We start from the raw sequence: 12473 nt of genomic DNA on the forward strand, positions 1-12473 counted from the left end.
GGGGAGCACCCGATGCTCTGTGCACCTGGGCACGCTCGTTGTGTACCGCTGATCAACGACCGCGCTGAATAACGATCACGCTGATGGGGTGCCTTGCGCAGCGAAATAAAGGAGGAGCCGAAGGCGGGGGACATTCGCGGAGCAAGGTACCCCGTCGGCGTGATCGCGCCCCGAACAACCGCACCCGCCCCCTACATCGAGGCCTCGAGCATCGCCTTGTAGTCGTCGCGCGAAGCCAGCCGCGGGTTGGTCTTGTGGCAGTGGTCGGCCATGGCGCCGTCGATGATCTGCTCGAACAGGGCGGGCGTGACGCCCACCTCGGCCAGGCCCTTGGGCAGGCCCAGGCGCGCGTTCATGTCGCGGATCGCGTCGCCGAGATCGCCGGGCGAATCGAGGTGCATGGCCCGCGCCATGCGCTGCAGCCGCTGCTCCTTCTGCACCGACTCGGCACCAGCGTTGAAGTGGATCACGGCTGGCAGGAAGAGGGCGTTGAGCGTGCCGTGGTGCAGGCGCGGATCGACGCCGCCCAGGCTGTGGCTCAGCGAATGCACGCAGCCCAGGCCCTTCTGGAACGCCATGGCGCCCTGCATCGACGCGCTCATGAGATTGAGGCGCGCCTCGCGATCGCTGCCATCCTTGGTGGCGCGCTCGATGTGCAGCCAGGCGCGCTCCAGGCCGTCCAGGCCGATGCCGTCGGCCGGCGGATTGAAGGCGGCCGACATGAAGGTTTCCATGCAGTGCGCAATCGCGTCCATGCCGGTGGCGGCCGTGAGCCGGGGCGGCAGGCCGAGCGTGAGCTCGGGGTCGCAGATGGCAGCCTTGGGCATCAGGAACCAGCTGTGGAAGCCGAGCTTGCGGTGGTCGTCGACGATCACGATGGCGCCGCGCGCCACCTCGCTGCCGGTGCCGCTGGTGGTGGGCACCGCGATGAGCGGCACCGCGCGGTCGGTGATCTTCGGCGAGCCGCCCTCGATGGTGGCGTAGGTCTTGAGCGGGCCTTCGTGCGTGGCTGCAATGGCCACGCCCTTGGCGCAGTCGATGGCGGAGCCGCCGCCCACGGCAATGAGCCCGTCGCAGCGGCCGCTGCGGTACAGCTCGACGGCCGCGCGCACGGCGGCCTCGGTGGGGTTGGAGGGGGTCTGGTCGAACACCGCTACTTCCAGGTCGGCGATGGCATCGAGCGCCTTCTGCAGCACGCCGGCCGCGCGCACGCCGGCATCGGTCACGATCAGCGGCCGGTTGATGCCGATGCGCGCGCATTCGCTGGACAGCAGCTTGATGGCGCCGAATTCGAACTGGATCTGGGTGAGGTATTGGATGAGGGCCATGAGGTGGGTTTGCCTGGGGCAGTACGATTGCAGACCACCCAAATCTAACAAGCAGGGACAGTCTTGCACATGAACAAAACCCTTGCCGCTGTCGCACCCGGCACATGGCAGCCTCCGCTCACCGCGAAGATGGCCGGCGTGGTCGAGCGCATGGCGCGGGCCGGCCATCCCTCGCTCGACCAGCTCACGCCCGACGAGGCCAAGGCCTCCTACGAGAAAGGCGCGGGCGTGCTCGAAGTGGCCAAGCCCGCACTGGAGCGCGTCGACGACTTCACGATTCCTGCGCGCGACGGCTTTGCGATTCCGGCGCGGCTCTATGCGCCGTCGGCAACGGCGATGCTGCCGGCGCTGGTGTATTTTCATGGCGGCGGCTTCACGGTCGGCAACATCCGCACGCACGACACGCTGTGCCGCGTGCTGGCGAGCAAGAGCGGCTGCGCGGTGGTGTCGGTCGATTACCGGCTGGCGCCTGCGTTCAGGTTTCCGACGGCATCGGACGATGCATGGGATGCCTTTGCCTTCATTGCAAACGAAGGTGCGCGCCTGGGCATCGACGCGGGCCGCCTGGCCGTGGGCGGCGACAGCGCCGGCGGCACGCTGGCCGCGGTGTGCGCGATTCTCGCGCGCGACGCGGGCCTGCCGCTCGCGCTGCAGATGCTCATCTATCCCGGCACCGCGGCGCACCAGGACACCGCCTCGCACCGGCGCTACGCCCACGGCCCGCTGCTCACCAAGGCGCTGATCGACTATTTCTTCGGCCAGTACGTGCGCACGCCGGCCGACCGCGACGACTGGCGCTTTGCGCCGCTCCTGGCCGACGACGTCGACGGCGTGGCGCCCGCATGGATCGGCCTGGCCGAATGCGATCCGGTGGTGGATGAAGGCATTGCCTACGCCGACAAGCTCCGCGCCGCGGGAGTGGCGGTCGACCTCGAGATCTACCGCGGCGTGATCCACGAATTTCTGAAAATGGGCCGCGCCATTCCCGAGGCGCTGCAGGCGCAGGACGATGCGGCCCGTGCACTCAAGGACGCACTGAACCCATGAACGACAAGACCATGCCCCAGAGAAAAGACTTCCGCTTCTTTCATCGCCTGCGCGTGCGCTGGGCCGAAGTCGACATGCAGAAGATCGTATTCAATGCGCACTACCTGATGTACTTCGACACCGCCATTGCCGACTACTGGCGTGCGCTCGCGCTGCCTTACGAAGAAGTCATGCATGCGCTGGGCGGCGACCTCTACGTGCGCAAGGCCACGGTCGACTTTCGCGCCTCGGCGCGCATGGACGACGTGATCGACGTGGCCATGAAGTGCGCGCGCATCGGCAACTCGTCCATCGTCTTCGAGGGTGCGCTGTTCCGGCAGGACCAGTACCTGGTGGGCTGCGAGCTCGTCTATGTGTTTGCCGACCCGGCCACGCAGACCTCCAAGCCGGTGCCGGCGGCACTGCGCGAAATCCTCACGGGCTTCGAGGCCGGCGAGCCGATGCGCGCCGTGGAAACGGGCGACTGGAAAACCCTGGGCGAAGGCGCGGGTGCGCTGCGCCGCGCGGTCTTCATCGAGGAGCAGAACATTCCCAAGGAACTGGAGTGGGATGCGCACGATGCCATCGTGCTGCACGCGGTGGTCCGCAACCGGCTCGGCCAGGTGATTGCGACCGGCCGGCTGCTCGATGCGGTCGACGGCACCGCCATGCTCGGCCGCATGGCCGTGCACCGCGCGCTGCGCAGCGGCGGCCACGGCGCCGCCGTGATGCAGGCGCTGGAGGCGGCAGCCAAGGCGCGCGGCGACCGCGAGATCGGCCTGCACGCGCAGCGCAGCGCGGAGCGCTTCTATGCGCGCCTGGGCTATGCCGTGCACGGCGAGCCCTTCGAGGAAGCCGGCATCCCGCACATCGAGATGCGCCGCACGCTGGCCTGATCGCGGCGTTCGAGAGAGCTCACTCGTAGCGCGCCGGCGGATCGGGCACGTAGCCCATCTCCGAGCCCGGAAAGGCGGACGGGCCTTTGGGACGCGGCCAGCGCGCGGGCGGCGGCACCGGGATCACGCCCGCGGCGATGAGGTTCTCGCGGCTGTCGTAGCGAATGCGCACCACCTCGTCGGGCGTGGACTGGGCGCGCTCGAAGCTGGTGTGGCCGACATGCGAAGTCTCGCGCCGGCCGTGGGCGGTGCCCAGGCTCGGGCTGGGCGGCGCTGGCCGGGCCAGGCTGCCTTTCGCCGATGCCGCCGCCTCGGCGCCCAGGGCGCTGTCGGCCGAGCGGGCCTGCGCGGCCGGTGCGGCTTCGGCTGCGGCCGATGGCGCCTCGCTGCGGCGTTCCATCTCGCGCGTGCCGCCGTCGCGGCGCGGAAAGGCGATGGGCGGCGCAGGCGGCGGCTCGGGCACGCGTTCGCGGAACATCGCGACGCCGATCACGCCCACGTCATCTGGCCGGCCGGTGCGGCTCGCGTACGAATTGCCAATGGAAGTGAATTCGAAGGCCGCAATCTGCGAATCGCTCTTGCGCCAGCCCGTGATGTCGCTGCGCTCGCCGCCGGAAAACACATAGCCGTTCTGCAGCACGCCCGCGGTCTCGCCGGTCACGATGTTGATGCCGTCCACCGACATCACGGCCATGACGCGCTCACCCATCGCATTGCGCGCGCGGATCGCGTAGCGTGTGCCGGGCCGGCCGGCCACCCAGTATTCGCCGCGGTGGCGGTAGATGGGCAGTTCGCGGCCGCTCGCGCGGTCGACCACGCTGAGCTGCATCAGCGAACCGATGCGGTTGGAGGGCGGCGAAAGCGGGGGCAGGGGCCGCACCGGGCTTTCGGCGCAAGCCGGCAGCACGCCCAGCGCGGTCCATGCGAGGGCGGTCGAGAAGAGGAGTCTGCGCTTCATGATGTCTTTCCTTGCCAGGAGTGGATCGGTACGGCTTCTACGCAGCAGCACCGGCGGCAGGGTTAAACGCGCGCAAAAAAATGGCGCCGCCTCTTTCGGGGCGGCGCCAGGCGTCCGTTTCTTCAGTCCGGTTGCGTCTAGATGTCTTCGAGCAGCGGATACGGCAGCGGCTCGACCGTGAGCGCCGGCCCGTCGGCGCTGCCCGCATGCAGGCCGCCGGTTTCGAGTGCCGATATCTGGATCGAGATCAGCGCGGCCCAGCCGCCTCCGGGCGCCGGCGCGGCCTGCGCCACCGTGCCCACGGGCTGTTCGGCATCGCCGGCCGCGAACACCTCCTGCCCCGCGCTCAGAGGCGCATCGGCCTGCACGAGGTAGGTGCGCCGCTTCAGGGTGCCGCGGAACTGGCTGCGCGCCACGATTTCCTGGCCCGGATAGCAGCCCTTCTTGAAGTTCACGCCGCCCACGGATTCGTAGTTGATCATCTGCGGCACGAAGGCCTCGACCACCGGCGTGGTCACGGTCACGATGCCGCTGCGGACCTCGCTCCATTGCCACAGTTGCGCATCGAGCGCCGGGCCCGCGGGCGCCGGGCTGCCGGCCGGCGCAATCCACATCGCGCGCGGCACGCCGTCGGCCGGGTACAGCGACACCGCGCTGATGTCTTGGCCAATGGCGGTGCGCTGGCCGGGCAAGGCCGTGGCATCGAGGCCGTTGGCGGCCAGCGCGGTGCCGGCAAGGCCGTACAGCGCGAACTGCTCGGTGGCGTCCGTGAGCTTGGCCTTGGCGCGCAGCACGTACATCGACAGGCGCTTGAGCGTGGCGGCCAGGATGTCGCGGCTGCACACCAGCAGCACCAGCTCCGGCTGCGGCCGGATGCCGACGAAGCTGGCGATCACGCGGCCCTTGGCGGTGCAAAGCGCCGCCAGGCGGGCCTCGGTGGCGCCCAGCAGCGCGAAATCCTGGGTGAGCTGGCCATGCAGGAAGCTGGCGGCATCGGGCCCCTCGGCGCGGATCACGCCAAGGTCGGAAAGAGCGGTAACACCATTGAGAACGACAGTAGTCATCGCTGAATTATCATGGTCGGAGCCGTTCCGTCGGGTCCGCAGGGAATCCCGCCCCGGTTCCCGCAGGGCCACCGGCTTTTCGTGCTGATTCGTTTTCTTCTCTCCGCTAAATCATCGGACCCGTGCGCCGCTTCTTCCTCACGCTTTTCCTGCTCGCCGCCCTGGCTGCGCTCGGCCTTGGCGCCGCCGGCCTCTGGTGGGTGCACCAGCCGCTCAAGCTGCCCGCGCCCAGCGTCGACCTGTCCGTGGAGCCCGGCACCACGCCGCGCGGCGTCGCGCAGGCGGTGGCCGATACCGGCACCGACGTGCAGCCGCAGATGCTCTATTTCTGGTTCCGCATTTCGGGGCAGGACCGCCAGATCCGCGCCGGCAGCTACGAGCTGGAGCGCGGCATCACGCCCAAGATGCTGCTCAACGTGCTGGTGCGCGGCGAGGAAGCCACCCGCAGCCTCGTGCTGGTCGAAGGCTGGAACATCCGCCAGGTGCGCGCCGCGCTCGCCAAGGCCGAGCAGCTCAAGCCCGAAACCATCGGCCTGCCCGACGATGCGCTGATGGCCAGGCTGGGCCGGCCCGGCGTGCATCCCGAGGGCCGCTTCTTCCCCGACACCTACACCTATTCGAAGGGCTCGACCGACATCGCGCTGCTGCAGCGCGCCATGCGGGCCATGGACAAGAAGCTCGAAGCCGCGTGGGCTGCCCGGGCGGCCGATTTGCCGCTCCAGTCGGCGGATCAGGCGCTGATCCTGGCCAGCATTGTCGAAAAGGAGACAGGAAAAGCCAAGGACCGCGCCGAGATCGCCGCCGTCTTCGTCAACCGGCTGCGCGCCGGCATGCCGCTGCAGACCGACCCGAGCGTGATCTACGGCCTGGGCACCGCGTTCGACGGCAACCTGCGCAAGAAGGACCTGTTGGCCGACACCCCCTGGAACACTTACACGCGCGGCGGCCTGCCGCCCACGCCCATCGCGATGCCCGGCAAGGCGGCGCTGCTGGCGGCGGTACAGCCGGCGCAGAGCAAGTCGCTGTACTTTGTGTCGCGCGGCGACGGCACCAGCCAGTTCAGCAGTTCGCTCGACGACCACAACCGCGCGGTCAACCGCTACCAGCGCGGCGGCGGCGAACCCAAACCGAAAGTTGCGCAATGAGTGAAGGCTTGTTTCTGACGCTCGAGGGCATCGATGGCGCCGGCAAGTCGAGCCATCTCGACGCGATGGAGGCGCTCTTCAAGGCCCGCGGCCGCACGGTCGTGCGCACGCGCGAGCCCGGCGGCACGCCGCTGGCCGAAACCCTGCGCGGCCTTGTGCTCGAGCAGGCGATGGACCCGCTGACCGAATCGCTGCTGGTGTTCGCGGCGCGGCGCGACCACATCGTGCAGGTCATCGAGCCGGCGCTGGCGCGCGGCGACGTGGTGCTGTGCGACCGCTTCACCGACGCCACCTTCGCCTACCAGGGCGCGGGCCGCGGTTTCGATACGCAGCTGCTGTCGACGCTGGAGCAATGGGTGCAGGGGGGCAGGGGAGCGGCGGGGCTGCTTCTTCAGCCCCACATCACGCTCTGGTTCGACCTGGCGCCCGAGATTGCCGCCGAGCGGCTCGCAGGCGCGCGCCTGCCCGACAAGTTCGAATCGCAGCCGGTCGAATTCTTCCGGCGCGTGGCGGCGGGCTATGCGGCCCGCGCGGCGGCCGATGCGCCGCGCTTCGTGCGCATCGACGCCAGCCAGACGCGCGACCAGGTCTGGCAACAGGTCGAGACCGCGCTCGTTGCGCGTGGCGCGCTGGCACCTGCAACTGGAGCGGCGCGATGAGCACGCCCGCGCTCTCGCCCTGGCTGCATCGGCCGCTCGCGGAACTGCTGCGCCAGCGCGGCCACGCCTGGCTGCTGCAGGGGCCTTCGGGCCTGGGCCAATACGAACTCGCGCTCGCGCTTGCCGCGGCCTGGCTGTGCGAACAGCCCAGCAAGGAGGAGGGCGGCACCGCCTGCGGCCATTGCCCGAGCTGCCATGCGATCGAGGTGCGCACCCATGCCGACCTTTGCGTGCTGATGCCCGAAGTGGCCATGCAGGAACTGGGCTGGCCGCTCGACGAAAAGGCGCAGGCCGACATCGACGACAAGAAGCGCAAGCCCAGCCGCGAGATCCGCGTCGAGGCCATGCGCGACGCCGTCGGCTTTGCCCAGCGCACCAGCGCCCGCGGTCGCGGCAAGGTGGTGCTGGTGTATCCGGCCGAGCGCATGAACACCATCACCGCCAATGCGCTGCTCAAGACGCTCGAGGAGCCGGTCGGCGATGTGCGCTTCGTGCTGGCCAGCGAAGCGGCCTGGCAGTTGCTGCCGACCATCCGCAGCCGCTGCCTGGGCTTCACGCTGCCCTGGCCCGAGACGGCCGAGGCCGAAACCTGGCTGGCCGCGCAGGACGTGCCCGCCGCCGATGCCACCGCACTGCTGCGCGCCGCCGGCGGGCGCCCCAGCGATGCCTTGCGGCTTGCGCGCTCCGGCCAGTCGCCCAAGGCCTGGTCGCTCTTGCCCAAGGCCGTTTCGCGCGGCGACGTGGCTGCGCTTGCGGACCAGTCGCCCTCGCAGGCCATCGGCTCGCTGCAGAAGCTCTGCCACGACCTGATGGCCGTTGGCAGCGGCGCCGCGCCGCGCTTCTTCGATGCCGCCGACCTGCCGCTCGCGGTGCCTTCGCACCTGGCGCTGGCACGCTGGTCGAAGTCGCTCGCGAACGCGGCCAGGACCGCCGAACACCCCTTCAATGCGGGCCTCATGCTGGAAGCGCTTGTGAGCGAAGCGCGAACCACCCTAAACTCTGCAGCTCGCCGCCCATGAACCAACCAGCCGCACCCGCACCCGCCGCCCCGGCGCCTCAACGGCCGAGCGTGATCCAGCTCGCCATCAAGGAAAAGGGCGCGCTCTATGCCGCCTACATTCCGCTCTTTGCCGAAGGCGGCATCTTCATTCCGACCACGCGCGAATACCGCCTGGGCGACGACGTCTACGTGCTGCTGACCCTGCCTGAAGACCCGCAGCGCTATCCGGTGGCCGGCAAGGTCGCATGGATCACGCCGCAGCGCGCCGCGGGCAACCGGGCACCGGGCGTGGGCATCCGCTTTCCGTCGGACGAGAAATCGCGCCAGCTCAAGGCCCGCATCGAAGCGGCGCTCGGCGGTTCGATGGCTTCCGACCGACCGACCCAAACCATTTAGCTCGCCCCCAGGCTGCGCGCACTTCGTGTCGCTACGCCCACCCCCTACCGGGGGCGACGCCAGAGGCCCGGCAAAGCCGGTTCCTCGGTGTCTCTGGCATAAGCCAGACAATCAGCGCCATGTTCACCGATTCCCACTGCCACCTCACTTTCCCCGAATTCGCGGACCAGATGCCGCAAATCCGCGCCGCCATGGCCGAGGCGCAGGTCGACCGGGCCTTGTGCATCTGCACCAAGCTCGAGGAGTTCGACGATGTGCAGGCGCTGGCCGCGCGCTATGACAACTTCTGGGCCAGCGTGGGCGTGCACCCCGACAACGAGGACATCGCCGAGCCCACGGTGGACGACCTGGTGCGCCGCGCAGCCTTGCCCCGCGTGGTGGCCATCGGCGAAACCGGGCTCGACTACTACCAGATGGAAGAGCGCAAGGGCGGGCGCAGCATTGCCGACATGGAGTGGCAGCGCGACCGCTTCCGCGTGCACATCCGCGCCGCGCAGCAAACCCGCATGCCGCTGGTCATCCATACGCGCGAAGCCTCGGCCGACACGCTGGCCATCCTCAAGGAGGAGGGTGAAGACGGCGCCGGCAAGGCTGCGGGCGGCGTGTTCCATTGCTTCACCGAAACCGCCGAAGTGGCGCGCGCGGCGCTCGACCTGGGTTTCTACATTTCCTTTTCGGGCATCCTGACCTTCAAGAAGGCGCAGGACCTGCGCGACGTGGCGGCCTTCGTGCCGCTCGACCGCATGCTGATCGAAACCGACAGCCCGTATCTGGCGCCGGTGCCGTACCGCGGCAAGACCAACAACCCGTCCTACGTGCCCTTTGTGGCCAAGCAGATCGCCGAACTGCGCAAGCTGCCGCTCGAAGCCGTGGCCGAGGCCACCAGCAGCAACTTCGAAACGCTGTTCAAGGGCGTCAAAGCAATATGAAGAAATACATCAAGAAGTTCTTGTATCTTGCTGTCGTGGCAGCAACTTTTTCCACCCACGCTGGCTCGTTCGAAGATTTCTTCCGGGCCGTGCGCGCAGACAACGCGAGCGGCGTGCGCACCTTGCTGAACCGCGGTTTCGACCCCAACACGCGCGACGAGCACGGCCAGACCGGCCTGATCATCGCGCTGCGCGAACCGTCGCCCAAGGTGGTCCAGGTGCTGATCGAATCGCCGCAGACCGACGTCGACATCGCCAACGCCAAGGACGAAACCCCGCTGATGCTGGCCGCCATCAAGGGCCAGCAGGACGTGGTCGCGCAGCTGCTCAAGCGCGACGCCGCCGTCAACAAGACCGGCTGGACGCCGCTGCATTACGCCGCCAGCAGCGGCCAGCTGAGCATCATGAAGGTGCTGCTCGACAACTTTGCCTTCATCGATGCGCAATCGCCCAACGGCACCACGCCGCTCATGATGGCCGCGATGTACGGCTCGACCGAGGCCGTGAAGCTCCTGCTGGCCGAGGGCGCGGACACCACCATGAAGAACCAGCTCGGCATGACGGCGGTCGACTTCGCGAACAAGGCCAACCGCCCGGAGGCTGCGCAGCTGATCGCTGCTGCGGCCGGCGCCAAGGCGGACCCCAAGGCCATTCCGAAGGACGGCAAATGGTGAGCTTCCATACGCTCCATTGAGGGCCGGATCCGCCGCAACGGCAGGCCCGGGAAAACGCCAAAAAGAGGGCGCCCGCGCCTCGTGCGAGACTCTGCGCTGAAGGAGAAGCAGAGATGAATACGTTCCTATTCATAATCTTTTTGCTGGCCATCGGCCTGCTTGTGCTCGCAGCGGTCGCCAAAAAGAGGTCGGCGCAAAACAGCAGCGGTTTCGTCGACAAGCCCAAGGCACGCCCGCCGCTCACGGCGCGCGAACAGGCCATGTACAACCGGCTCGTGCAGACGCTGCCGGATCTCGTGGTGCTGCCGCAGGTCAGCTTCGGTGCATTGCTCACGGCCCGCACGCGCGCGGCGCGGAGCTCGTTCAGCCGGAAGATCGCCGACTTCGTCGTGTGCGACCGCTCGTTCAAGGTCGTGGCCGTGGTCGCGTTCGGCGGCGACAAGAGCAGCAAGGGCAAGTCGCAGCGCGACCTGGACCGCGAGGCGCTGCTGGTGGAAGCCGGCTACCGCGTGCTGCGCTATCCACGGGTGCCGGATGTGGGGCGCGTGGAAGCGGACTTCGATCCGACGCTGGCGTCGGTGAGCCCCATGGGTTCCTGAGGGCGGGCTGGTTTGGCCTGGATGGCCTTCGATCAGCTTCACCCAAAAGGAACACAATGTGCATTATGTTAAATGACATAAGCAGCAACTCCGCCCCGCAGGACCTTATCGTCCATGTCCCACTGCTTCCTGCAGCTGCTGCGGTAAATCCTCGTCACCATTGCCAGCCGGCGGACAGACCCATCGGGGTCATCAGCTCTTGGGCTTTGCGTATTCCTCTGCGCTCATTACCTCGACGCCAACGAACGGGTCGTTGCCTTCAACCCATGCGTCATGGCCCGGAGGAATGGTGTACGACATGCCTTCCTCGAGGATGGTCTTCGAGCCGTCGTTCATTTGCACCGTGATGCGCCCGGAAACCACGTACCCGACGTGGGCCACCTGGCAGCTGTCCGTGCCGACGACCGGCTTGATGCACTGCGACCAGCGCCACCCGGGCTGAAACTTGAAGCGCCCCAGGGTGTAGCCCTCGAGGCGGACCACTTCGACGCGGGTCTTTTCGGGCTCCCGAACCTCATCCGGCTCGTCATGGGATTTCGTCTGAAGCTTGGTGACATTCATAGAACTTGCCATCGCTACTCTCCTTGGCACGAGTGAGTAGGCAGTCCGCGGCAGCCTCGTGCCAAGCCGCGCGCCGAACGATGGAATACTAGTCCTGGGCCACGCTTGCGGCGACGCATTTCTCGCCCGGTAGGTACCCACTGGCGTGCACCTGGAGCAGGTGCGCAGAAACTTGCAGCCGCTAAAGTGTCGATGCGATGCTCAGGCAGACAACCACCACACTCGACTTCGACACCGATGGCCGGGGCCTTCTGGAAATCACGGAGGCCGTGGCGCAATGGGTCGCGAGCACCGGCTTTCAGACCGGGCTGCTGACGCTCTTCATTCGCCATACCTCGGCCAGCCTGCTGGTGCAGGAGAACGCGGATCCTGAAGTGCAGGCGGATCTCGACCGTTTTCTTGCGCGCCTGGTGCCCGATGGCGACGCGCTGTTCCGGCATCGCGCCGAAGGGCCGGACGACATGCCGGCCCATGTGCGTTCGGCGCTGACCGCGGTCCAACTGTCGGTTCCGGTGACGAACGGCCGCATGGCGCTGGGCACCTGGCAGGGCATCTACCTGTGGGAGCACCGGTTGAAGCCGCACCGGAGGCAGGTGGCCCTGCACCTGATCGGGTCCTAGCGGCCCGGCCCACCGCCCTGCTCTGCCGGGCTGCGCCGGTACGCTGCTCGCGGTTACTCCAGCGTGAATCCGATCTTCACCGTCACCTGCCAGTGCGCGACCTTGCCATCCACCACGTGGCCGCGCGTCTCGGTCACGGTGAACCACTGGATGTTGCGGACCGTCTCGTGCGCCTTGGTGATGGCCGTCTGCACGGCATCCTCGATGCCGATCGGCGAAGAGCCGGTCAGCTCGAGCGACTTGTAAACGTGATTCGACATGTCTTTTGCTCCTTGAATTGGTGCGCCGCAGCTGCTCTCGGTGCGGATCGGCCGCACGGCACACATGTTGACCCCTCGGCCCACTTGTTGGAAGTGCCGGAACGATGGTTTTTCGCGCCGTGCAAACCCGGCGTGGCGCAGGCACGGTCTTTGCGTGACTGCAAGCTCACGGTGTAACGAAGCACTGTTTTGGTGAGGTTTCCGCGGTCTTGCGGAGCCCGGAGCGTGAAGAGCGCCCAGCACCCCGCCCGCGCTCCGCGGGCTTCCCTGCCCCCTTAATCCCCGCCCGACGATGCGGCCCCGCAAAGGCCGCATGTCGGCATTTGTATTTGTTGTTTCGAATCGATTGATTCTCCGA

15 protein-coding genes are annotated in these 12473 nt (G+C 67.8%); 10 read left to right on the forward strand and 5 right to left on the reverse strand.

Going from position 1 to position 12473, the window contains the following annotated elements; translation table 11 throughout:
* Positions 1–191: 191 nt before the first annotated feature.
* Positions 192–1328, reverse strand: a complete 1137-nt coding sequence (gbd, locus tag VPA02S_RS31050; protein WP_018905837.1) for a 4-hydroxybutyrate dehydrogenase — start codon at positions 1326–1328, stop codon at positions 192–194.
* A gap of 69 nt (positions 1329–1397) precedes the next feature.
* On the opposite strand from gbd, the gene VPA02S_RS31055 reads away from it, so the two are divergent.
* Positions 1398–2375 carry an alpha/beta hydrolase gene (locus tag VPA02S_RS31055; RefSeq protein WP_018905836.1) on the forward strand — a complete coding sequence of 326 codons (978 nt, stop codon included), beginning with the start codon at positions 1398–1400 and terminating at the stop codon, positions 2373–2375.
* Complete coding sequence (locus VPA02S_RS31060) at positions 2372–3250, forward strand: YbgC/FadM family acyl-CoA thioesterase (protein ID WP_018905835.1); 879 nt, start codon at positions 2372–2374, stop codon at positions 3248–3250. Before VPA02S_RS31055 ends, VPA02S_RS31060 begins: the two co-directional genes overlap by 4 nt.
* A 19-nt stretch (positions 3251–3269) precedes the next feature.
* Here the strand turns inward: VPA02S_RS31060 and VPA02S_RS31065 are convergent, their stop codons facing one another.
* Both VPA02S_RS31065 and ygfZ read right to left on the reverse strand, forming a co-directional pair.
* Entirely contained in the window at positions 3270–4208 is a 939-nt protein-coding gene (locus VPA02S_RS31065; RefSeq protein WP_018905834.1) for a hypothetical protein, read from the reverse strand.
* Between the two features lie 137 nt (positions 4209–4345).
* Positions 4346–5272: a CAF17-like 4Fe-4S cluster assembly/insertion protein YgfZ gene (gene ygfZ / locus VPA02S_RS31070; protein WP_018905833.1), complete on the reverse strand. Its 927-nt coding sequence runs from the start codon at positions 5270–5272 to the stop codon at positions 4346–4348.
* Positions 5273–5394: 122 nt separating this feature from the next.
* Between ygfZ and mltG the strand changes: the two genes are divergently transcribed.
* The 7 genes from mltG to VPA02S_RS31105 all read left to right on the forward strand — a co-directional run bounded on the left by mltG (position 5395) and on the right by VPA02S_RS31105 (position 10674).
* A complete protein-coding gene (gene mltG / locus VPA02S_RS31075) occupies positions 5395–6417 on the forward strand; it encodes an endolytic transglycosylase MltG (protein ID WP_018905832.1) in 1023 nt (340 codons plus the stop codon).
* Positions 6414–7076, forward strand: coding sequence for a dTMP kinase (gene tmk, locus VPA02S_RS31080; RefSeq protein WP_018905831.1), 663 nt, complete (start codon positions 6414–6416; stop codon positions 7074–7076). Before mltG ends, tmk begins: the two co-directional genes overlap by 4 nt.
* Positions 7073–8095, forward strand: a complete 1023-nt coding sequence (locus VPA02S_RS31085) for a DNA polymerase III subunit delta' (RefSeq protein ID WP_018905830.1) — start codon at positions 7073–7075, stop codon at positions 8093–8095. The genes tmk and VPA02S_RS31085 overlap by 4 nt, the downstream gene beginning before the upstream one ends.
* On the forward strand, positions 8092–8472 hold the full coding sequence (locus VPA02S_RS31090) for a PilZ domain-containing protein (protein ID WP_012747958.1): 381 nt from the start codon (positions 8092–8094) through the stop codon (positions 8470–8472). Before VPA02S_RS31085 ends, VPA02S_RS31090 begins: the two co-directional genes overlap by 4 nt.
* Before the next feature lie 119 nt (positions 8473–8591).
* On the forward strand, positions 8592–9401 hold the full coding sequence (locus tag VPA02S_RS31095) for a TatD family hydrolase (RefSeq protein WP_018905829.1): 810 nt from the start codon (positions 8592–8594) through the stop codon (positions 9399–9401).
* Positions 9398–10075 carry an ankyrin repeat domain-containing protein gene (locus tag VPA02S_RS31100; protein ID WP_018905828.1) on the forward strand — a complete coding sequence of 226 codons (678 nt, stop codon included), beginning with the start codon at positions 9398–9400 and terminating at the stop codon, positions 10073–10075. Before VPA02S_RS31095 ends, VPA02S_RS31100 begins: the two co-directional genes overlap by 4 nt.
* 113 nt (positions 10076–10188) lie before the next feature.
* The gene (locus tag VPA02S_RS31105; protein ID WP_018905827.1) at positions 10189–10674 is read left to right on the forward strand and encodes a DUF2726 domain-containing protein; all 486 of its coding nucleotides are present in this window, start codon (positions 10189–10191) and stop codon (positions 10672–10674) included.
* A gap of 192 nt (positions 10675–10866) precedes the next feature.
* Here the strand turns inward: VPA02S_RS31105 and VPA02S_RS31110 are convergent, their stop codons facing one another.
* Positions 10867–11247, reverse strand: a complete 381-nt coding sequence (locus VPA02S_RS31110; RefSeq protein WP_062367364.1) for a cupin domain-containing protein — start codon at positions 11245–11247, stop codon at positions 10867–10869.
* A 185-nt stretch (positions 11248–11432) separates the two neighbouring features.
* On the opposite strand from VPA02S_RS31110, the gene VPA02S_RS31115 reads away from it, so the two are divergent.
* On the forward strand, positions 11433–11855 hold the full coding sequence (locus tag VPA02S_RS31115) for a secondary thiamine-phosphate synthase enzyme YjbQ (RefSeq protein ID WP_018905825.1): 423 nt from the start codon (positions 11433–11435) through the stop codon (positions 11853–11855).
* Positions 11856–11908: 53 nt separating this feature from the next.
* Here VPA02S_RS31115 and VPA02S_RS31120 read toward each other — a convergent pair whose 3' ends face one another.
* Entirely contained in the window at positions 11909–12115 is a 207-nt protein-coding gene (locus tag VPA02S_RS31120) for a dodecin (protein WP_025569376.1), read from the reverse strand.
* Between the last annotated feature and the right edge of the window lie 358 nt (positions 12116–12473).

It is taken from the genome of Variovorax paradoxus NBRC 15149 (genome assembly GCF_001591365.1).
Classification (GTDB): Bacteria; Pseudomonadota; Gammaproteobacteria; order Burkholderiales; family Burkholderiaceae_C; genus Variovorax; species Variovorax paradoxus.

Excerpts from the sequence above, each read along its gene's own strand:
- gbd (WP_018905837.1), bottom strand. The coding sequence starts at position 1,328 with ATGGCCCTCATCCAATACCTCACCCAGATCCAGTTCGAATTCGGCGCC.
- tmk (WP_018905831.1), top strand. The coding sequence starts at position 6,414 with ATGAGTGAAGGCTTGTTTCTGACGCTCGAGGGCATCGATGGCGCCGGC.
- VPA02S_RS31095 (WP_018905829.1), top strand. The coding sequence starts at position 8,592 with ATGTTCACCGATTCCCACTGCCACCTCACTTTCCCCGAATTCGCGGAC.
- VPA02S_RS31090 (WP_012747958.1), top strand. The coding sequence starts at position 8,092 with ATGAACCAACCAGCCGCACCCGCACCCGCCGCCCCGGCGCCTCAACGG.
- VPA02S_RS31055 (WP_018905836.1), top strand. The coding sequence starts at position 1,398 with ATGAACAAAACCCTTGCCGCTGTCGCACCCGGCACATGGCAGCCTCCG.
- VPA02S_RS31110 (WP_062367364.1), bottom strand. The coding sequence starts at position 11,247 with ATGGCAAGTTCTATGAATGTCACCAAGCTTCAGACGAAATCCCATGAC.
- VPA02S_RS31105 (WP_018905827.1), top strand. The coding sequence starts at position 10,189 with ATGAATACGTTCCTATTCATAATCTTTTTGCTGGCCATCGGCCTGCTT.
- VPA02S_RS31065 (WP_018905834.1), bottom strand. The coding sequence starts at position 4,208 with ATGAAGCGCAGACTCCTCTTCTCGACCGCCCTCGCATGGACCGCGCTG.
- VPA02S_RS31120 (WP_025569376.1), bottom strand. The coding sequence starts at position 12,115 with ATGTCGAATCACGTTTACAAGTCGCTCGAGCTGACCGGCTCTTCGCCG.
- VPA02S_RS31060 (WP_018905835.1), top strand. The coding sequence starts at position 2,372 with ATGAACGACAAGACCATGCCCCAGAGAAAAGACTTCCGCTTCTTTCAT.
- VPA02S_RS31100 (WP_018905828.1), top strand. The coding sequence starts at position 9,398 with ATGAAGAAATACATCAAGAAGTTCTTGTATCTTGCTGTCGTGGCAGCA.
- VPA02S_RS31085 (WP_018905830.1), top strand. The coding sequence starts at position 7,073 with ATGAGCACGCCCGCGCTCTCGCCCTGGCTGCATCGGCCGCTCGCGGAA.
- ygfZ (WP_018905833.1), bottom strand. The coding sequence starts at position 5,272 with ATGACTACTGTCGTTCTCAATGGTGTTACCGCTCTTTCCGACCTTGGC.
- VPA02S_RS31115 (WP_018905825.1), top strand. The coding sequence starts at position 11,433 with ATGCTCAGGCAGACAACCACCACACTCGACTTCGACACCGATGGCCGG.